The sequence below is a fragment of the Leifsonia sp. L25 genome (assembly GCF_050632895.1).
In genome coordinates this window covers 2,004,756-2,024,998 of record NZ_JBODRZ010000003.1, presented here as the reverse complement: position 1 = coordinate 2,024,998, position 20,243 = coordinate 2,004,756, and the positions used below count along the sequence as shown (strand labels likewise).

16 protein-coding genes and 1 pseudogene are annotated in these 20,243 nt (G+C 71.3%); 12 read left to right on the top strand and 5 right to left on the bottom strand.

Annotated features, from left to right (window positions below):
- Positions 1-4: 4 nt before the first annotated feature.
- Entirely contained in the window at positions 5-2,164 is a 2,160-nt protein-coding gene (locus ACRAWC_RS14160) for a transglycosylase domain-containing protein (RefSeq protein ID WP_431348296.1), read from the bottom strand.
- A 184-nt stretch (positions 2,165-2,348) separates the two neighbouring features.
- Between ACRAWC_RS14160 and ACRAWC_RS14155 the strand changes: the two are divergent.
- The 3 genes and pseudogenes from ACRAWC_RS14155 to ACRAWC_RS14145 form a co-directional block, all read left to right on the top strand.
- Positions 2,349-3,503: pseudogene (locus ACRAWC_RS14155) on the top strand (LLM class flavin-dependent oxidoreductase); the annotation flags it as partial.
- A gap of 72 nt (positions 3,504-3,575) precedes the next feature.
- A complete protein-coding gene (locus ACRAWC_RS14150) occupies positions 3,576-4,271 on the top strand; it encodes a CE1759 family FMN reductase (RefSeq protein ID WP_431349448.1) in 696 nt (231 codons plus the stop codon).
- 262 nt (positions 4,272-4,533) lie between these two features.
- Positions 4,534-6,012, top strand: a complete 1,479-nt coding sequence (locus ACRAWC_RS14145) for a glycosyltransferase family 2 protein (RefSeq protein WP_431349447.1) — start codon at positions 4,534-4,536, stop codon at positions 6,010-6,012.
- Between the two features lie 23 nt (positions 6,013-6,035).
- Here the strand turns inward: ACRAWC_RS14145 and ACRAWC_RS14140 are convergent, their stop codons facing one another.
- The gene (locus ACRAWC_RS14140) at positions 6,036-6,455 is read right to left on the bottom strand and encodes an organic hydroperoxide resistance protein (protein ID WP_431349446.1); all 420 of its coding nucleotides are present in this window, start codon (positions 6,453-6,455) and stop codon (positions 6,036-6,038) included.
- A gap of 141 nt (positions 6,456-6,596) precedes the next feature.
- On the opposite strand from ACRAWC_RS14140, the gene ACRAWC_RS14135 reads away from it, so the two are divergent.
- Positions 6,597-6,875 carry a hypothetical protein gene (locus ACRAWC_RS14135; RefSeq protein ID WP_431348295.1) on the top strand — a complete coding sequence of 93 codons (279 nt, stop codon included), beginning with the start codon at positions 6,597-6,599 and terminating at the stop codon, positions 6,873-6,875.
- Positions 6,876-6,885: 10 nt separating this feature from the next.
- Here the strand turns inward: ACRAWC_RS14135 and ACRAWC_RS14130 are convergent, their stop codons facing one another.
- Both ACRAWC_RS14130 and ACRAWC_RS14125 read right to left on the bottom strand, forming a co-directional pair.
- Positions 6,886-7,806 carry an SDR family NAD(P)-dependent oxidoreductase gene (locus ACRAWC_RS14130; protein ID WP_431348294.1) on the bottom strand — a complete coding sequence of 307 codons (921 nt, stop codon included), beginning with the start codon at positions 7,804-7,806 and terminating at the stop codon, positions 6,886-6,888.
- A gap of 4 nt (positions 7,807-7,810) precedes the next feature.
- Positions 7,811-8,125 carry a chorismate mutase gene (locus ACRAWC_RS14125; protein WP_185275984.1) on the bottom strand — a complete coding sequence of 105 codons (315 nt, stop codon included), beginning with the start codon at positions 8,123-8,125 and terminating at the stop codon, positions 7,811-7,813.
- A 139-nt stretch (positions 8,126-8,264) separates the two neighbouring features.
- On the opposite strand from ACRAWC_RS14125, the gene ACRAWC_RS14120 reads away from it, so the two are divergent.
- The 3 genes from ACRAWC_RS14120 (at position 8,265) to ACRAWC_RS14110 (ending at position 10,534) form a co-directional block, all read left to right on the top strand.
- Positions 8,265-8,717, top strand: a complete 453-nt coding sequence (locus tag ACRAWC_RS14120; RefSeq protein ID WP_431348293.1) for a polyketide cyclase — start codon at positions 8,265-8,267, stop codon at positions 8,715-8,717.
- The gene (locus ACRAWC_RS14115) at positions 8,714-9,154 is read left to right on the top strand and encodes a MarR family winged helix-turn-helix transcriptional regulator (RefSeq protein ID WP_431348292.1); all 441 of its coding nucleotides are present in this window, start codon (positions 8,714-8,716) and stop codon (positions 9,152-9,154) included. Before ACRAWC_RS14120 ends, ACRAWC_RS14115 begins: the two co-directional genes overlap by 4 nt.
- Before the next feature lie 96 nt (positions 9,155-9,250).
- Positions 9,251-10,534, top strand: a complete 1,284-nt coding sequence (locus ACRAWC_RS14110; RefSeq protein ID WP_431348291.1) for a GNAT family N-acetyltransferase — start codon at positions 9,251-9,253, stop codon at positions 10,532-10,534.
- 139 nt (positions 10,535-10,673) lie between these two features.
- Here ACRAWC_RS14110 and ACRAWC_RS14105 read toward each other — a convergent pair whose 3' ends face one another.
- Positions 10,674-11,960 (bottom strand): adenylosuccinate synthase, encoded by a 1,287-nt coding sequence (locus ACRAWC_RS14105; RefSeq protein WP_431348290.1) that lies wholly within the window; start codon positions 11,958-11,960, stop codon positions 10,674-10,676.
- Positions 11,961-12,181: 221 nt separating this feature from the next.
- Between ACRAWC_RS14105 and ACRAWC_RS14100 the strand changes: the two genes are divergently transcribed.
- The 5 genes from ACRAWC_RS14100 to ACRAWC_RS14080 are packed head-to-tail and all read left to right on the top strand — an operon-like array spanning position 12,182 to position 20,230.
- On the top strand, positions 12,182-14,953 hold the full coding sequence (locus ACRAWC_RS14100; RefSeq protein ID WP_431348289.1) for an MMPL family transporter: 2,772 nt from the start codon (positions 12,182-12,184) through the stop codon (positions 14,951-14,953).
- Between the two features lie 12 nt (positions 14,954-14,965).
- Positions 14,966-16,882, top strand: a complete 1,917-nt coding sequence (locus ACRAWC_RS14095) for a YhgE/Pip domain-containing protein (protein ID WP_431348288.1) — start codon at positions 14,966-14,968, stop codon at positions 16,880-16,882.
- 45 nt (positions 16,883-16,927) lie between these two features.
- Positions 16,928-17,617, top strand: coding sequence for a TetR/AcrR family transcriptional regulator (locus tag ACRAWC_RS14090; RefSeq protein ID WP_431348287.1), 690 nt, complete (start codon positions 16,928-16,930; stop codon positions 17,615-17,617).
- A complete protein-coding gene (locus ACRAWC_RS14085) occupies positions 17,614-18,321 on the top strand; it encodes a hypothetical protein (protein ID WP_431348286.1) in 708 nt (235 codons plus the stop codon). Before ACRAWC_RS14090 ends, ACRAWC_RS14085 begins: the two co-directional genes overlap by 4 nt.
- A 13-nt stretch (positions 18,322-18,334) precedes the next feature.
- A complete protein-coding gene (locus tag ACRAWC_RS14080; protein WP_431348285.1) occupies positions 18,335-20,230 on the top strand; it encodes a YhgE/Pip family protein in 1,896 nt (631 codons plus the stop codon).
- The last annotated feature ends 13 nt before the right edge of the window (positions 20,231-20,243 follow it).

Here is a 20,243-nt window from a genome sequence, read left to right as displayed (position 1 = left end):
GAGGCTACTGCCAGCCCCCGACGCCGACCGGCGGAAATCGGACGTGGCGGCTAGTCGTGGGCGGGACGCGCGGAGGCCTCGGGGAAGCCCTCCCCGGGCGCACCGTGTTCGCGGCCGTCATGTACTGCTTCCAGACCCGGTGGCGGAGCTGATCGGCCTGGATGCCGCCGACCGTGGACCGACGCAGAGACACGTCCCCGGTCACGTTGCCGACCCACACCGCGGTGGTCAGCCGGGTGGTGGAGCCCACGAACCACGTGTCCTTCTCGGAGTCGGTCGTGCCGGTCTTGCCGAACACGGGGATGCCGTCGTTCGGGTTGGACGCCCGTCCCGTGCCATCGCGGGTCACGCTCTGCAACGCCGAAGCCATCGTTGCGGCGACCTCCGGGCTCACCGCCTCCGAGCAGGAGGATTCCGGCACCGGGACCTCGGCGCCGTCCGGCCCGACGATACGGTCGATCGCGATCGGCGAGCAGTAGACGCCCGCGTTCGCGATGCCCGCGAAGGCGGCGGCCATCCGCACCGGGGAGACCTCGTTCGTGCCGAGGACATCGGAGACGTACGAGGTCAGCGGCTTGCCGTCGGCGCGCCTCACACCGAAGGCCTCCGCCGTCTTGCGGATCTCGCACTGGTCGAGCTTCTGAGCCATCGAGAAGTAGGCCCCGTTCACCGAGCCGGCCGTCGCCGCCCGCACCGAGATGTTCCCCGGCTTCTGACCGCTGTCGTTCTTCGGGGAGTACGAACCGGAGCCCGAGCCCTGGCAACTGTCCTTGAACGAGGACAGAGTGAGCGTGCGAGAGTCCCCGTTGACGGCATCGTTCAGCGATCGCCCGTCCTTCAGCCATTCGGCCAGCGTGAAGACCTTGTAGGTCGAGCCCGCCTGGAAGCCGTTCGACCCGCCGTAGGCCTCGTCGGTGCTGTAGTTGACGGCCGTGTTCTCCGGGGACGCCTCGTCCTGGTCGGCGTTGAAGTCCTTGTTCTGCGCCATCGCGAGGATGCGCCCGGTGCCGGGCTCGACAGTGACCAGCGACGAGCCCAGGTCGAGCACGTCCGTGCTCCGCGGAACATACGCGTCGACCGCGGCGACGGCGGACGCCTGGAGGTCGAGGTCGAGAGTCGTGTAGATGTCGTAGCCGCCGCTCTTCATCGTGCTGTACCGCGAATCGGCCGGGTCGGAGAGGACCTTCTCGTTCTCGATCACCCGCTGCACGTAGCCGCAGAAGAAGCCGGCCCCGAGCGGGTTCGCCGTGACGCATCCGGTGGACGGCGGCGTGATGTTCGGCTCGATCGGGGTGGCCACCGCCTCGTCGTGCTGAGCCTGCGTGATCCTCTTCTCCTCCAGCATCGCGGCCAGGACGTCGTTGTCGCGGCGGAACTTGTTGTCGCCGATGTTGTCCGGGTCGTCGATGCGGAAGTCGTTGGGCGCGTTGACCGTCGCGACGAGGGCGGCGGCCTGCGCGAGCGTGAGGTCGGCCGCGGTCACGCCGAAGTAGTACTCGGCAGCGGCCTCGATGCCGTACACGGACCCGCCGAAGTGCGCGATGTTGAGGTATCCGAGCATGATCTGGTCTTTCGGGAGCGCCTTCTCGAGCCCGATGGCGAGGCGCATCTCGCGGAGCTTCCGGTCCATGCTGGTCTTGGTGGCCTCGGCGTAGGCGGCATCCCGCTCGTCTTTGTCGCGGATCGCCTCGGCCCGCTGGATCAGGATGTTCTTGACGTACTGCATCGTGATGGTGGAGGCGCCGGAACCGACCTCGCCGGAGGACGCGTTGCCGATCGCGGCGCGCAGGGCGGACGGGATGTCGACGCCGCCGTGCGTGTAGAACCGCGGATCCTCCGTGGCGGTCAGAGCATCCTTGACGAAACGGGAGATGTCCTCCCAGCCCACGTTCTTGCGGTTCTGCTCGTAGACCGACGCCAGCAGCACCGGCTCGCCGTCGCGGTTCTTCGCATAGATGTCGGTCGTCTGCGCGAGCGCGTCGACCGTCAGCGCCTCCGGCATCGTCTCGAAGAGATGGATGCCGGTCTCGGTCGCGACTCCCGCGACCGCGACCACCGGCGCCACCATCGCACTGACCAGCACCCCGGCCGTCACGCTGAGCCCGACGAAGGCCGCTGCGGCCGCACCGCGACGACGTGGATGTTTCGATTCCTGCTCCCCCATAAGACCCAGCCTGCCCGACCCCGCTGAGAAAAGCCTGACGTGTGATATACGCACACGGTCGATGATCCTGGCTCGCCGTCCGCCCGATGCGCCATGCTGGTCTCACCCGCCGGGAATACTTCCAGCTCGGCGTCGTTATATGCGTTTGCATAGATACGGCGAGAACGAACCTGAGGAGCCAGCAATGCAGTACGGAATCTTCTCCGTCAGCGACATCACCCGCGACCCGGTCTCCGGCGAGACCCCGAGCGAGGCGGAGCGCATCGACGCGATCGTGAAGATCGCCACGCACGCGGAGGAGGTCGGGCTGGACGTCTTCGCGATCGGCGAGCACCACAACCCGCCGTTCTTCTCCTCGTCGCCCACCACCCTGCTCGCGCACATCGCCGCCCTCACCGAGCGGCTGATCGTGACGACCTCCACAACGCTGATCACCACGAACGATCCGGTGCGGCTGGCCGAGGAGTACGCGATGCTGCAGCACCTCTCGAAGGGCCGCATGGACCTCATGCTCGGCCGCGGCAACACCGGCCCGGTGTACCCGTGGTTCGGCCAGGACATCCGCCAGAGCCTCCCGCTCGCGCTCGAGAACTACAACCTCCTGCACCGGCTGTGGCACGAGGATGTCGTGGACTGGGAGGGCAAGTTCCGCACGCCGCTGCAGGGCTTCACCTCCACCCCGCGCCCGCTGGACGACGTGCCGCCGTTCGTCTGGCACGGCAGCATCCGGACCCCGGAGATCGCCGAGCAGGCCGCGTACTACGGCAACGGCTTCTTCGCGAACAACATCTTCTGGCCCAAGGAGCACTACCAGCGCCTGATCGCGTTCTACCGCGAGCGCTTCGAGCACTACGGCCACGGCACCGCCAAGGAGGCGATCGTCGGACTCGGCGGCCAGGCGTACATCGGCAAGACGTCGCAGGAAGCCAAGAAGGAGTTCCGCCCCTACTTCAACGAGGCTCCCGTCTACGGCAACGGTCCGACGATGGAGGAGTTCACCGAGGCGACCCCGCTGACCGTGGGGAGCCCGCAGGAGGTCATCGACAAGACGCTGACCTTCCGCGAGTGGGCCGGCGACTACCAGCGCCAGCTCTTCCTGATGGACCACGCCGGCCTGCCGCTGAAGACGGTGCTCAAGCAGCTCGACCTGCTCGGCGAGGAGGTCATCCCGGTGCTCCGCAAGGAGACCGAGGCCCGCAAAGACCCCTCGACGCCCGAGGCCCCGACCCACGAGTCGCTCGTGAAGGCGAAGTACGGCGACGCCGCGCCGCGCCAGCCGCGCCCGAACGCCAACCGCGGCGACAACGTGACCGGCGCCTCCCCTACCAGGACTCGGCCGACGAGTTCCAGGCGGAGTACCCGGCGCTCTGAGCGCCGGCGGTTCAGGCTTCTATTGCGAGAGAAGGACATCATGACCAGCACCGACCAGCGCCCGTTCCGGGTGGTCGTCGTCAACGCGGGCGTCAGCGACCCCTCGTCCACCAAGATGCTCGCCGACCGCCTCGCCCTGCGCGTGGAGGCCGCGGCCCAGCGCGACGGCCACACGGTCGAGACGCAGAACCTCGACCTCCGGGAGCTGCTTCCCGAGCTGTCCGGCGCGCTCGCGTCCGGTCACCTCGGCCCGCGTTTCACGGCCGCGATCGAGGCCCTCGCGGCGGCCGACGGGATCATCGCGACCGCCCCGGTCTACAAGGCCGGCCCGAGCGGGCTGTTCAGCTCGTTCTTCCAGGTGCTCGACAACGACCTCCTGATCGCGAAGCCGGTCATCCTCGGCGCGACCGCCGGCACCGCCCGGCACGCCCTGGTGGTCGACGAGCAGATGCGCTCGATGTTCGCCTACCTCCGGACGATGACGGCGCCGACCTCGGTGTTCGCGTCGACCGAGGACTGGCAGGACAACTCTCTCGGCAAGCGCATCGACCGGGCGGCGCGCGAGCTGGTCGTCCTCATGGAGACCGGCGTCGAGGCCCGCATCAAGGACACGTCCTGGAACAGCTACCAGCACGAGTTCGGCTCGGCCGGCGGCAACGAGCTCGGGATCGACCTGGGGTCGGACCTGATGCGGCTGGCGGCGGGCGGGACCCTGGGCGGCCCGGCGCGTAACTGAGGCGCGGGCGCGAGTAGGTGTGGAGGGCGGTTCCTGTTTCCACAGGGCGCCCTTCTTCCTGCGGCGAGTCGAGCGGGCGAGCAGAGTGGCCGCATGGATGACGTCGAGATCGCGATGTCCAGGCCCGACGAGAAGGACTCGATGATCCGGCTGATCGGAAACCTCATTACGCGGTGATCCCACCCCACCGCCGCTTCCTGTCCCGAGGCCCGCTCGCGGTACTCTGTGGGGAACGGAGGGGAGCCGCGTGGACGTGCTGGGCGTGCTGGAGTGGGTCGGCGTCATCGTGTGCCTGATCCTGGCGCTGACCGGGCTCATCCCGGTGGTCGCCGCAGCGGCGACGTTCGTCGTCATCCCGTTCCACGCCTGGATCAACCACTACACGAAGGCCGCGCCCTACCTCCCGCGCGTCGCCATCGTCGTACCCGCCTGGAACGAGGGCGCGGTGATCGGGACCTCCATCGACCGGCTCATGGCGCTCGACTATCCCACGGAGGCCCTGCGCATCTACGTGGTCGACGACGCCAGCACCGACGACACCCCCGTCGTCGTGGGCAGCCGCGCCGAACAGTATCCGGGCAACGTCTTCCTGCTGCGGCGCGAGCAGGGCGGCCAGGGCAAAGCGCACACCCTCAACCACGGCATCGAGCACATCCTCGCCGAGGACTGGATGGAGGCGCTCCTCATCATGGACGCCGACGTCATCTACCTGCCCGACTCGCTGCGGCGGATGACCCGGCACCTGGCGGACCCCGACGTCGGCGCCGTCTCCGCGTACATCCGCGAGGGCAGCCGCGACCGCAACTACCTCACCAAGTTCGTCAGCGTGGAGTACGTGCTCTCGCAGCCCGCGGCGCGGCGCGCCCAGAACGTGCTCGGCGCGCAGGCCTGCCTCGCCGGCGGCGCGCAGCTCCACACCCGGGAGAACCTGCTCGCCATCGGCGGGCGGGTGGACACTTCCACGCTCGCCGAGGACACCATCACCACCTTCGAGACGCAGCTCCACGGCAAGAAGGTCGTGTTCGAGCCGCACGCGCACGTGCTCGCCGAGGAGCCGCGAGCGGTCGACGCGCTCTGGAAGCAGCGGCTGCGCTGGGCGCGCGGCAACGTGTCGGTCACGGCGCGCTACTCGAAGGTCTGGTTCCGGCCTTCGCGCGTGCATCGCCTCGGCGCGTGGACGTTCGGCGTCGTCTGGTTCAGCCTGTGGCTGCTGCCGCTGATCATGGTGACCTCGGCCATCGGGCTCGCCGGGCTGCTCTTCCTGCAGAACGAGCTGGCCGCGAACGTGTTCCGCGTCCTCTGGATCTCGGCGGCGCTCGCCTATCTGTTCGTGCTCATCCTCGGCTCGCTCACCGATGCGAAGACGAGCCGCAGGGAGCTCGGGCACATCCTGCTGTTCCCCGGCATCGTCAACATGCTCGTGATGATCACGGCGCTGTTCCCGCCGATCACCCTGGTCTGGCTGCCCGGCCTGTTCGGGATCACCCTGAGCGACGAGGCGCTGTTCATCCTGACGCTCGTGATCTACCTCTGGATCCCGTTCTCAATGGTCGTCGCCTGGCTCGCCCGGCGGTCGGAGCGCACGCGCGCCGGACGCTGGCTGGCGCCGCTGCTGATCTACCTCGCGGGATACGGGTCGCTGCTCTGCGCGATCACGTTCGACTCCTACCTCAAGGAGCTGGCCGGCGCGGAGGCGCGCTGGGACAAGACCGAGAAGGTCGGGCGCGTCGCGGCGAACTGAGGCCGCGACCGCCCCTCAGCCGGTCAGTCGACCAGCGTCAGCTTGACCGGGACGTTGCCCCGCGTCGCGTTGGAGTACGGGCAGACGTGGTGCGCCTTCTCCATCGTCTCCTCCGCGGTGTCCCGGCCGAGGCGTGGGATGTAGACGTCCAGCTCGACCGCCAGGCCGTAGCCGCCCGCGCCGTCGGCCCCGATCCCCACACTCGCCGAGACGGCGGCGTCGGAGGTGTCCAGCTTGCCGGCGCGACCCACCGCGTGGATGGCGCTGAGGAAGCACGCCGCGAAACCGGCCGCGAAGAGCTGCTCCGGGTTGGTTCCCTCGCCCGAGCCGCCGAGCTCGCGCGGCGGCCGGGTGTCCAGGTCGATCAGGTCGTCCTCGCTGCGGACGTGACCGTCGCGACCGCCTCCGGAGGCGTGCGCGATGGCGGTGTAGGCGATGTCCATGCGCACAAGCCCAGTCGACTGGACTGAGCGTCCGCTGAGAGCGCGCCCAGGATACTGAGGTACGGCCCGTGATGCTGATGTACGGCCCGTGGCTGATCTACGGGCAGTCCGGTAGCGTTGCGTGCGATGAGAGTGCACGGCGTGACGCAGACCACCGAGACCCGCGAGCTGACCGCCGAGGCGGACGACGCCCAGACGGCACGCGCCCGCGTCGAGGAGCAGGTTCCGGCGGGGTTCGAGCTGTTGCAGGTGCACAACGCGATGCCCCGCGGCGGACGCGTGATCGCGACCGCGATCATCCGGGAGTCCGCGACGCAGCACATCCAAGCCGATGGGGCCGACTACGCGGCCGCCCGCGACGCGCTGCGCGCCAAGGTGCCCGAGGGGCAGCGGCTGCTCTCCATCGTCGTCGACGACTGAAGCGCGCGCCTCAGCGGACCGTGAACTCCTGACCCGAGGCGGCCTCCAGCAGCGGCCACAGCCGTGCCCCGGTCCGCGGGGAGCGCGACGACCGCGTCGGCCGCCCGTTCGCCGGCGCGCCCTTCGTGAGCCCGGCCGGACCGAGGTAGCCGCCGGTCAGGGTGGGGTCGAGCACCGCCCGCACCGGCACCCACGCGCCGTGGTCCTTGCCCTGAGTCCACGCGGCCTGGAGATTGTCGGCGAAACGCTTGGCGCGGCTCGGCTGGTTGACGCCGCGGACGCCGGGCGTGCGCCCGGAGGTCGAGTAGCCCGGATGGACGACCAGGCTCGTCACCCCGCTGCCCGCGGCGCGGAGCCGGCGCTCCAGCTCGAACCCGAAGACCTGCGCGGCGATCTTCGAGCCGGAGTACGCGCGCCACGAGGTGTACGACCGCTCGAGCTGGAGGTCGTCCAGCCGGAGCGAGCCCAGGCGGCTGGCAAGGGAGCCGAGCGACACGATCCGGCCGCCCGCGGCGCGCTCCAGGGCGGGGAGCGCGCGGGCGACGAGGCGGAAGTGGCCGAGCACGTTGGTGGAGAGGACGAGCTCGTTGCCGTAGCGGTCGGTGCGGCGCTCGCGCGGCGGGTGCACCATCCCCGCGTTCAGCACGAGAGCGTCCACCCGCTCGCGTTCGAGGAGGGCGTCGGCGAGGGCGTCCACGGAGGCGCGGTCCGTCACGTCGAGCGGCGTGGCCTCCACCCGGGCGCCGCGCACGCGCCGACGGATCGCCGCGACGGCGGCCTCCGCGCGCTCGGGGTCCCGGCAGGCGAGCACCACCCGAGCGCCGGCGCGGGCGAGTTGCTCACCTGTGAAGTAGCCCACGCCCGCGTTGCCGCCGGTGATGACGACGGTCCGGTCGTGGGCGTCCGGGAGCTCCGCGGGGTCCCAGGCCACGGCCCTAGCGGCCGTTCTCTGACGCGATGCGCTCGTGGTGGTGGATGACCTCCGCCACGATGAAGTTGAGGAACTTCTCGGCGAACGCCGGGTCGAGATGGCTCTCCTCCGCGAGCACGCGGAGGCGCTGGATCTGCTCGCGCTCGCGCTCCGGGTCGGCTGGCGGGAGGCCGTGCTCGGCTTTCAGCGCACCGACCTGCTGGGTGAACTTGAACCGTTCGGCGAGCATGTGGATGACGGCCGCGTCGATGTTGTCGATGCTCTGCCGGATGCTCCGCAGCCGCTCCAGCGCCTGCACGGTCGACTCGTTCTCAGCCATGCTCCGACACTACCGGGCCGGAGGGTACGGAGATCGCTCGTCGCGACTGCATTGCTTCGACAGAGGGGCTTGCGCAGTCGGTCGCCTCCGTTTTATTCTATGCGTAGATAATCTACCCATTGAGTAAAGGAGACTCATCATGTGGACGACTCAGGAGACCGCCGTCACCGGACTCGAGCGCGAGCACGTCTGGGAGGCCGTCCGCGACCTCCACACCGGCGCGCTGACCTATGACGGCGCCGACCGCTTCGAGCTGCACGGGGCGTTCGCCGTCGGCACGAAGCTGACGGTGACGCCCGTCGGGCAGGAGCCCATCACCTCCCGGATCGACGTGCTCGAACCTGAGCGCACCTACGCCGACGTGACGGAGTTCGGCGAACTCCGCCTGACCTTCCGCTACGACCTGGAGGACCACCCCGAGGGTGACGGCGCCGGCACGCGTGTGCGCTATTCGCTCGTCATCGACGGCGCCGGGGCCGACGCAGTCGGTCCCGAACTCGGCCCGCAGATCGCCGGCGACTTCCCCGAATCCCTCGCCGCCCTGCTGGCCGCCGCGGAGCGCCGCGCCGGACAGGCCACACTGGACGCATGACGGACTTCCCCGAGGGGCCGGCCACCAGCCCGGGCTTCCTCCTCTGGCACGCCACCCTGCGCTGGCAACGGGCGATGGCGGAAGCGCTACGACCCCACGATCTGACGCATGCCCAGTTCGTGCTGCTGGCCTCCACCTGGTGGGCGAACGGCCAGTCCGAGAGCCCCAGCCAGGCGCGGCTGTCGGAGCAGACCGGCTCCGACCCGCGGATGACGTCGGAGGTCGTGCGGCGGCTCGTCGCGAAGGGGCTGCTGGAGCGCGCGGCGGATCCGGCGGACAGTCGGGCCAAGGTGCTGCGCGTCACCACGGGAGGCGCGGCGACGGCGGAGGCGGCCATCGGGTCCGTCGAGGCGGCGGACGCCGCGTTCTTCGCGGAGGCGCAGGAGGCCGCGCCGGGCGCCCTGCTGCCGGTGCTGCACGCGATGGCGGGGCGCTGACGGGATCGGCCCGGCGCTGATCCCGGCGCCGGGCGGCTCTGGTCCCGCCTCGGACGGCCCTGTTCCCCCGTCGCACCGCCCCGATACGGTGGAGCAATGACCCAGACCCACCTCACCGCACCCCTCGACGAGGCGGCGAGCGGCGACCTGGCCGCGGCCGGACTTCGGCTCGCCCTGGTCGACCCGGCCGACACCGCCGCGTTCGACGCGTGGATCGTCGCGGACTTCCGCGGCTTCCACGGGCGCCGGCCCAGCGAGGAGGTCCTCGAGGAGGCCAGGGGGAACTACGGCGGCCGGCGCACCACCGCGGTCTACGACGAGGGCGTGAGCACGCCGGTCGGCACCGTCAACTCGTGGGTCGCGCCGCTCACCCTGCCGGGCGGCCGCGCCCTGGACACCTGGGCGATCAGCTCCGTCACGGTCGCCCCGACGCACCGCCGCCGCGGCGTCGCGACCGCCCTGCTCGGCGCCGAACTGCGCACCGCGCACGCGCTCGGTGTCGCCGCCGCGATCCTCACCGTCTCCGAGTCCACGATCTACGGCCGCTGGGGCTTCGGGCCCGCGACCTTCGTGACCGGCTGGAGCGTCGACGCCAAGCGGGTGCGCTGGGCCGGAGGCGCGACCCCGGGCCGGTTGTCGTTCACCACTCCCGACGAGTACCGCCAGACCGGGAGCGCCGTCCTCGCCGAGGCCATGTCCTCCCGCCACGGCGAGATCGGCCTCGAACGGCACCTGGCCGACCGCCTCCTCGGCCCGCTCAAAGGCGACGACGACGCGGCGCGCTATCTCCTGGTGCGCTACGACTCACCCGAGGGACGGCCGGAGGGCTTCGTCAGCTATGTGGTCCGGGGCGGCGAGGAGGACTTCTCCCGCCACGTGGTGGAGGTGAACTACCTGGCCGCGACAAGCGACGCCGCGCTCACCGCGCTCTGGCGCTACCTCCTCGAACTGGACCTCGTCGCCGAGGTGAAGGCGTGGACGCGCGGCGTGGACGAGCCGGTGCAGCTGCTCGTGCAGGACATCCGCGGCGCCCGCATCACGAACGTCCAGGACCACCTCTGGGTGCGCATCCTCGACGTCCCGGCGACGCTCACCGCGCGCCGCTACGAGAGCGACGGCGACCTCGTGCTGGAGGTCACCGACGGGCTCGGGTTCGCGGGCGGTCGCTACCGGATCATCGCGCAGGACGGCGAGGCGCGCGTGGAGCCGAGCACCGACGCTCCCGACGTGACCCTGCCGGTCGAGGCGCTCGGCAGCGTCTACCTCGGACACGACCTGGCACGCGGGCTGGCGCTGGCAGGGCGCATCCACGGGGATGCGGAGGGACTTGACCGGCTGTTTCGGACGGCGGTGCCGCCGCGGCTCAGCACGTGGTTCTGATGGTCGGAAGCCGGAATAGTCAGGGAGTTATTCCGGGTTAGGGGCGCAAGCCGGAATAGCGGGGTCGTCATTCCGGGTTACGGCGCGCAAGCCGGGATAAGGGGTCGCCCTTCTGCTCGGCGCCTGACCACTCGGCCCGTCAGTCCACCAGGTCGTGCCGCACGACTATCTCGTCGCGGGCCGGGCCCACGCCGATCGCCGAGATGCGGGCGCCGGAGATGGCCTCCAGGGCGAGCACGTAGTCCTGCGCGTTCTTCGGGAGGTCCTCGAACGTGCGGGCGCCGCTGATGTCCTCGGTCCAGCCGGGGAACTCCTCGTAGACCGGCACCGCGTGGTGGAAGTCCGTCTGCGAGGACGGCACCTCGTCGTGGCGGACGCCGTCCACGTCGTAGGCGACGCAGACCGGGATGCGCTCGATGCCGGTCAGGGTGTCCAGCTTGGTGAGGACGAAGTCGGTGACGCCGTTGATGCGGGCCGTGTAGCGCGCGACGGGCGCGTCGTACCAGCCGGTGCGGCGCGGGCGGCCGGTGGTGGTGCCGAACTCGAAGCCGCGCTCGCGGAGGAACTCGCCCCACTCGTCGAACAGCTCGGTCGGGAACGGGCCGGCGCCGACGCGCGTGGTGTACGCCTTCACGATGCCGATCACCCGGTCGATGCGATTGGGGCCGATGCCCGAACCGGTCGCGGCGCCCCCGGCCGTGGAGCTGGAGGAGGTCACGAACGGGTACGTGCCGTGGTCGACGTCCAGCATGGTGGCCTGGCCGCCCTCGAAGAGCACGTACTTGCCGTCCACCAGCGCCTGGTGCAGCAGCAGCGAGGAGTCGACCACCATCGGCCGCAGCCGCTCGGCGTAGCTCAGCAGCTCTTCCACGACCTCGTCCACACCGATGGCGCGGCGGTTGTAGACCTTCACCAGCAGGTGGTTCTTCTGGTCGAGGGCGCCCTCCACCTTCTGCCGCAGGATGTTCTCGTCGAAGAGGTCCTGGATGCGGATGCCGACACGGTTGATCTTGTCGGCGTAGGTCGGGCCGATGCCGCGACCAGTCGTGCCGATCTGGCGCTTGCCGAGGAAGCGCTCCGTCACCTTGTCGATGGTGCGGTGGTACTGCGTGATCACGTGCGCGTTCGAGGAGACCTTGAGGCGGGACACGTCGACGCCGCGGGCGATGAGGCCGTCGAGCTCCTGGAACAGCACCTCGAGGTCCACGACGACGCCGTTGGCGATGACGGGCGTGACGCCCTCGGTCAGGATGCCGGACGGCAGCAGGTGCAGCGCGTACTTCTCGTCGCCGACGACGACCGTGTGGCCGGCGTTGTTGCCGCCGTTGAACTTGACGACGTAGTCGATGCGGCTGCCGAGCAGGTCGGTGGCTTTACCTTTGCCTTCGTCGCCCCACTGGGCGCCGATAATCACTATCGCGGGCACGTTTCGTCCTCTCGAATGTCGGGAGTGCGTCGGCGCCTCGCGGACGACCGTCGCACTCGATCCTATCGCGCCGGGTTCCGGAGCCTTCCCGAAGGGCCGCCCGCCTCGCATTCGGCACGAATGTCGAGTATGGCGAGCGGAGAGTCGACATTCGGCACGAATGTTTGCGACGGTGAGACGGGCATTGTCGCGAAGCTGAGCAACGCTCTACATTGGCCCCGATGTCGTCGCTCCTGTACCTGCTGGGCCGCGCCGCTTTCCGAGCGCGCAGGCGGGTGCTCGCCTTCTGGCTCGCAGCGCTCGTGCTGCTGCTCGGCGGCGCGGCGCTCCTGAGCAACGGGACGGACAACACCTTCAGCATCCCCGGCACCGAGTCGCAGGAGGCCCAGGACGCGCTCGCACGCACCTTCCCCGAGGTCAGCGGCACCTCCGCCCAGCTCGTCGCCGTCGCGCCGAAGGGCTCGGACGTGCACGACCCGGCGTTCCAGTCCGCGGTGGAGTCCTCGGCGGCGGCGATCGCGAAGATCCCGCAGGTGACCTCGGCCTCCTCCCCCTACAGCGGTCCGTCGACGGGCAACATCGCGGCGGACGGGTCGGCGGTCATCGTGCCCGTACAGCTCTCCGTCGCGCAGACCGCGGTGCTGCCCTCGACCTCCGACGCCCTCCAGCGCGCCGGACGCGACCTGGAGGCCGCCCTCCCGACCGGGTCGCAGGTCGCCGTGGGCGGCCAGCTCTTCTCGCAGACGGTCGCCGGGATCAGCGTGACCGAGCTGCTCGGGATCGTGGTCGCCTTCGCGGTGCTGATCGCGACCTTCGCCTCGGTGATCGCGGCGAGCCTCCCGCTCCTCACGGCGCTGCTCGGGGCCGGACTGTCCCTGTCGCTGATCTTCGCGGCGACGCACTGGCTGACCATCGCCTCCACCACGCCGTTGCTGGCGCTCATGCTCGGGCTGGCGGTCGGGATCGACTACGCGCTGTTCATCATCTCCCGCCACCAGGAACAGCTGAAACACGGGATGGCGCCGGAGGAGTCCGCCGCCCGCGCGGTCGCGACGGCCGGGTCGGCCGTGGTGTTCGCGGCGGTCACGGTGATCGTCGCGCTGGTGGGGCTGAGCGTGGCGGGGATCCCGTTCCTCACGACGATGGGCGTCGCGGCGGCGCTCGCGGTGACGATCGCCGTTCTCATCTCGATGACGTTGACGCCGGCGCTGCTGGGGTTCGCGGGGAGGCGGGTGGTGGCGAAGCGGTACCGTCCCGGCGGGGACGCTCGGAAGGCGGGGAAGGCGAGGAAGGAACCGAAGGCGGGGAAGGCACCGAAGCCGACGGTCCCCCATCCGATCGCCGGCTTCTGGGTGCGCCTGGTCACCCGCATCCCGATCCTCACCGTCGTCCTCGTCGTCGCCCTGCTCGGGCTGGTCGCACTCCCGGCCGCCTCCCTCCGGCTCGCGCTCCCGGACGCCGGCTCCCTCGACGAGCACGCGCCCGCGCGGATCGCCTACGACCTCATCGGCGAGCACTTCGGCCCCGGCTTCAACGGTCCGCTCATCGCGACCGGCTCCGTGATAGGCAGCACCGATCCCGTCGGGCTGATGACCGATCTCGGTGCGGAGTTGAAGACGGTGCCCGGCGTCGCGGCGGTCCCGCTCTCCACGCCGAACGAGTCGGGGGACACCGGAATCGCGCAGGTGGTCCCGACCGGCGCGCCCGACTCGGAGGCGACGCAGGCGCTCGTGGCGAAGCTGCGGTCGATGCACGATCACTTCCAGCGGGAGTACGGGATCGACCTCTCCATCACCGGGTACACGGCGGCGGGCATCGACATCTCGTCTCGGCTCGGCGGGGCGCTGCTGCCGTTCGCCCTCCTCGTCGTCGGGCTGTCGCTGGTGCTGCTGGCGATCGTGTTCCGGTCGATCGTCGTGCCAGTGACGGCGGCGCTCGGCTACCTCCTCAGCATCGGCGCGGCGTTCGGGGTGACCAGCCTGGTTTTCATGGGCGGCTGGCTCGCCGCGCCGCTGGGCGTCGCGCACGTCGGCTCGATCATCAGCTTCATGCCGATCATCGTCATGGGCGTCCTGTTCGGGCTCGCGATGGACTACGAGGTGTTCCTGGCCAGCCGGATGCGGGAGGAGCACATCCGGGGCGCCGACACCAAGGACTCCGTCCACCAGGGCTTCCAGGGGTCGGCGAAGGTGGTCGCGGCCGCGGCGGTCATCATGTTCGCGGTGTTCGCGGCGTTCATCCCCGGCGGCGACGCGCAGATCCAGCCGATCGCGCTCGGCCTCGCGGTCGGGGTCGCGGTGGACGCGTTCGCGGTCCGGATGACGCTCATCCCGGCGGTGCTGGTGCTGTTCGGGAGGGCGACGTGGTGGATGCCGCGCTCGTGGGACCGTGCGCTGCCGGTGCTCGACATCGAGGGCGAGGGCGTGCAGGCGGAGCTCGACGCGGCCGGGTGGCCCGAGCCGGGGACCGTGTACGCGCTGGCCGCGGACGGCGCGCGAGCCAGAGGGTCTGGCGCGCTCGACGCGCTGGTCCCGCCGGGTGGGGCGATCGTGGTCACCGGGCCGGGCCACACCGCGCTCGCGCTGGCCATTGCGGGACGTGCGCCCTTGACGGCAGGACGGATGAAGGTGGACGGTCTGCTGCTGCCGGTGCGGAGATCGTCGGTGCGGGCGCGCGCGGGGGTCGCGCGGCTGAACCGGGCGGCGGACGCGGTGGCGGCGGTTCGCGATGCGGCGGCCGGCCGCCCGACGGTGGTCGTGGTGGACGGGGCCGAGGCCGTGGTCGGGGAGGAGCGTCGAGCCCTTGCCGTGGAGCTCCAGCGCGTGGCGGAGTCGGGGGCCGCGGTGGTGCTGGCTGCGACATCGCCCGAGGGGGTGGCGGATCTGCTGCCGGACCCTCCCCTCCCCTCTCATCCCCGCCACGCCCAGCCGCCCTCCCACGCACTCGATGCGCGCGGCGACGACGCGGCGCTCGACCCGCACCTCCCCTCCTGACAGGAGCGCACCATGACCGATCCATCCGCCGTCCGGGCGCCGTTCGGCGCGCGTGCCGGGACCGAGCGCACGCGCGTGATCACCCTGGTCGGGCTCGCGCTCGCACCGCTGCTCGTGACGACCGTGCTCGGCTGGGGGCTCCTCGCGCCCGTCCAGCACCTCGACCGGGTGACCGCGGCCGTGGTCAACGACGACACCCCGGTGACCCGGAACGGCACGACCATCCCGCTCGGACGTCAGTTCGCCGGGTCGCTGATCGCGGGCGCCTCGACCGTTTCGGCCTCCGGGAGCGCGAGCCCGACGGAGGCGCCGCCGTCCACCGACGCCACGAACTTCACCTGGGTGCTGACCAACGACGCGGACGCGGCGTCCGGGCTGGCCGGCGGGCAGTACGCGGCGGTGCTCACCATCCCGTCGTCGTTCTCGGCGGATGCGACGTCGATCGGAGGCGCCGCCGCGAGCGCGAAGCAGGCGAGGGTGACCGTCCAGACCAGTCCGGCGTCGGCAGTGGTCGATCCCGCTCTGGCCGCGGCGGTCACGCAGGCGGCGACGGCCTCGCTCGACCGGCAGCTCACCGCCCAGTACCTGCAGAACGTGTATGCGGGCTTCAACACGATCGACCAGCAGATCGGGTCCGCTGCCTCCGGCGCGGCCTCCCTGTCGTCCGGCGCGGCGACACTGGCGCAGGGGACGCAGTCGCTGGCGAGCGGCGCGACCACCCTGGCGACGGGGGCGCAATCGCTGGATGCCGGCGCCCAGTCGCTCGCCTCCGGCCTCGGCACCCTGAGCGCCAAGACGCAGTCCCTGCCGACGCAGACACAGCAGCTCGCAGCGGGTTCGGCCGCGCTCGCGGGCGCCGCGGACCAGGTGTCGGCAGGGGCCGACTCCGCGACGACCCAGTTCGCGCAGGTGGTCGCGCAGCTCTGCGGGACGGGTCCGGCTGTGCTGTGCTCACGCGCCACGGCGGCCCTCGCCACGCTGCAGCAGGCGAACAGCGGGCTGTCGGCCTTCGCCCAGGGATCGAACGCCGTCGCCTCCGGCAATGCCGCTCTGGCGAGCGCGATTCCGGAGGTCGTCGACGGGATCGACGCTTCGGCGTCCGGGGCCGCGCAGGTCGCCACTGGCGCGGACCAGACGGCCTCCGGCGCGGCGCAGGTGAGCTCCGGCGCCGCGTCCGCCGCGACCGGCGCGAGCCAGACGGCGCAGGGCGCAGCTCAACTCGCCTCGGGTCTGGCCCAGGCGACCCAGTCCATCCCGACCTACAGCGACAGCGACATGACGACGCTCTCCGCCGTCGCCGCGCAGCCGGTGGTCGCGGTCCAGAAGGCTCCGCCGACGGGCCTGGGGACGCTCCCCCTCTACGCGGTCCTCGCGCTCTGGCTCGGCGGGATGGCGACCGTGCTGGCGCGGCGGGCCGTGCCGTCGCGGATGCTCCTCACGACGACCCCCTCGGCGCTGATCGCGCTCCGGTCGGCCGGGATGGTGGCGCTGATCGGCGCTGTTCAGGGCGTCGTGGTCGCGGGCGCCGCGCAGTTCGGGCTCGGTCTGCGGCCGGACGTCTGGCTCGGGTTCGCGCTGGCCGCGGCCGTCATCGGGGCGGTGTTCGGCGTGCTCAACCAGGCGCTCGCGGCCGCGTTCGGAGGCGTCGGGCGGCTGGTGACGCTGGTCGTGGGGATCGTGGCGCTGACCGCGGGGCTGTCGTCGACCGTGCCCGCGTCGCTCTCGTCGATCGCGGCCGCCCTGCCGACCGCGCCGGCACTGGCGATGCTGCGGGCGGCGGCGACCGGGGACGTGGGAGCGGCGTTCGGCGCGGTCGGACCGCTGCTCGTCTACGCGGTCGGGGCGCTCGCGCTCACGCTGGCGGCCGTCGCGGCGCGCCGCAGCGTGCGGGTGCCGAAGGTCGCGGGAGGGGCGGTGGTCGCGCGATGATCGCTTAACTTGCACACTTGTGTGCAAGAAGAGTACGATCGTCCCATGCCCACCACCCCCGCGCCCCGCCCCGCCGCGCCCGCACGCGCTCCACGGCGCGACGCGACCGCGAACCGGGAGGCCCTCCTGGTCGCCGCCGCCGCCGCGCTCAACGAGGACATCGACGCCTCCCTCGAAGCCATCGCGGCCCGTGCGGGGCTCAGCCGGCGCGCGGTCTACGGCCACTTCGCCAACCGGGACGAGCTGCTGATCGACGTGTTCACGCGCGGCGCCGCCCGTCTGGCCGCACTGCTCGACCCGGTGTCGCATCCCGACGCCCGCGTCGAGATCGCGCTGTTCGGCGCGACGCTCTGGGCCGAGGTGGAGCACATCCGGGTCAGCGCCGCCCTCGCCGTGCGCGGGCCGCACCGCGAGCTGGTCGGCAGCGCGCTCGACCCGGCACGCGAACGGCTGCGCGGCACGGTCGGCCGCGGGATGACGGACGGGACGATCCGCACCGACCTCGACACGGAGACCGTCACCCGGCTCATCGAGCACGCGGCGGTGTCCGTACTCGACGAGGCGACGCGCACGAAGCTCTCCGACCGCGACGGACACCGGCTGGTCATCCTGGCCGCGCTGTCCGCTGCGGGGATGGGATGGCGCGAGGCCGGTGAGTTGCTGGCGGCGACGCCGGAGCTCGCGTTCGACGCCGTGCAGGGCGCCTCTGCCGGCACGGAGGCGACCGCCCGATGAAGATCATCCTCGACTCCGTCGCCAAGGGAGCGCGCGACGCCGCCCTCCCCGCGACCTCGGTCGCGTTCGAGACCGGCCAGGCCGCGCTCTCCCGCGCCGAGACAGAGCAGCGGCCGACCGTGCTCGGGCTGATCGCGTCCGGACGGATGCGGCCCGACTCCGGCACGGTCACGATCGACGGCCGTACCGACTTCGGTGCCATGCGCCGGCGCATCGCGCTGGTCGACGCTCCCGACGTCTGCGAGCCGGCGTCCGACGTGACCGTGGCCGGGATCGTCGCCGAGGAGCTGATGTTCGCCGGTCTCGCCTCCCACCCGCTCGCGGTGCGCCGCCGGCTCGCGGGGCTGGGCGCGGGCGAATACGCCCGGTACGCGATCGGGACCGTCCCGCCGACCGTCCTCATCCGCCTCCTCACCGAGCTGGCGCTGCTCCGGAAGGACGTCGAGGGCGTCGTGATCGTCTCCCCGACCGGCACGGCGGTGACCCTGTGGAGTGGTGGCGGTTCGCGCGCGAACTCGCCGGGCGCGGCATCGCCGTGCTCGTCGTCGCGGGCGATGCCTCCGCCGCGGCGATCGCGGCGTCCGCGCTCGTGTCACGGCAGTTCACCGGCGACGACGACGCCGACTCAGTACCTCAGACTTTCGACGAAGACCCGGCACGCGACGACACCGACGATCTGTTCCGTCCGGAATCGGGCGACCTGATCGTGGAGAATTCATGAAGATCCCCCAGATGATCGCGGCCGAGTTCCGCCGCCTGACCGCCAGCCCGATGTCCATCGTGGCGCTCATCGCCCTGATGTGCGTCCCGGTGCTCTACGGCGGCCTCTACCTCTGGGCCAACCAGAACCCGTACGCGAACCTCGACCGCATCCCCGCGGCGATCGTGGTGGACGATACCGGCACGACCGTCGACGGCAAGACCGTGAACTACGGCAGCCAGGTCGCCGACCAGCTCATCGCGGACGGCTCCTTCCAGTGGCATCGTGTCGCCTCGGGCTCCGCCGCGTCCGGCGTGGACGACTCGAAGTACGACTTCAGCATCACCTTCCCGTCCGACTTCTCCACAGCGCTCGCATCGGCCTCCGGAACATCGCCGCAGCGCGCGATCGTCACCCTGACCACCAACGACACCAACAGCTACCTGGCGTCGACCATCGGAACGCAGGCGGCCGAGAAGATCCGCTCCTCCATCGTCAAGCAGGTGAACGAGGAGGCCGCCCAGCGCTTCCTGCTCGGACTCGCCGACATCCGCACCAGCCTGGTGAAGGCGGAGGGCGGCGCCGCACAGCTCATGGACGGCAGCGCCGGCGCGCAGAGCGGGGCCGCCCGGCTCGCCGACGGGACCGCCCAGCTCGCGAGCGGGACGCAGACGCTGGCGAGCAAGCTCGGCGACCTGTCGTCCGGCGCGGCGCAGGTGCGCGACGGCGCGGCCCAGGTCAGCGCCGGCGCCTCCCAGGTCGCTGCCGGGAACGACCGGCTCGCGGCCAAGGCCACCCAGGCCGGTCAGGCTGCGGCGCAGCTCGCGGTCGAGGCGCCCGCCGCCGGGCAGCAGCTCATCGCGCAGCTCCAGGCGTCGCACGTCGAGCCGGCCGTGATCGCGCAGGTGGAGGCCGGGCTCAACGGCATCGACCAGAAGGTGCAGACCGGCAACACGCAGATCCAGTCCGCCGTCGGGCAGGTCAGCCGACTCGCGGCAGGGTCCGACCAGGTCGCCGCCGGGGCGGCGCAGGTGTCGTCCGGGGCGTCCCAGGTCGCCGACGGGGCGTCGCAGGCGCAGGCCGGCGCCGCGCAGCTCGCGAGCGGAGCCGCCTCGGCGGCGACCGGTTCGGCGAAGCTCCGGGACGGCCTCACGACGCTGCACGACGGCACCACCCAGCTCCACGACGGCCTCGCGAAGGGCGTCGCTCAGATCCCGGACAACTCGCCCGCCCTCCAGAAGAAGCAGGCATCCACGATCGCCGACCCGGTGAACCTGAAGAACGACTCGGTCACCTCGGCCGGTACGTACGGCGCGGGCCTGGCGCCGTTCTTCGTCGCGCTCGCGGGCTGGATCGGCATCTACGCGTTGTTCCTCATCGTCAAGCCGGTGTCCCGGCGGGCGATCACCGCCCTCCACTCGCCGGTGAAGATCACGCTCGCCGGGTGGCTCACGCCGGGCCTGCTCGGCGCTGTCCAGATGATCGGGCTGTTCGCGATCGTCTCGGGCGCGCTCGGCTTCGGCATCCATAACCCGCTCGGCATGTTCGGGATGATGGCGCTCGCGTCGGTGACGTTCGCGGCCATCATCCTCGCGCTCAACGTCTGGCTGGGGAGCGTCGGGCAGTTCCTCGGGCTCGTGCTCATGGTGCTGCAGCTCGTCACCGCGGGTGGCACCTTCCCGTGGCAGACGCTTCCGGGGCCGCTCGCGGCACTCCACCACGTGCTGCCGATGTCATATGCCGTCGACGGCATCCGCCAGCTCATGTACGGCGGCAACCCCGCGACGGCGTGGGCGGACGCGGGCGTCCTCGCGGTGTGGATGCTGATCGCGCTGCTCGTGTCGGCGATCGGGGTGACACGGATGACGCACTTCCGCACGCTGCGCGACCTGCGGCCGTCGCTGATCGGCTGAGGCGCCGGCAGCC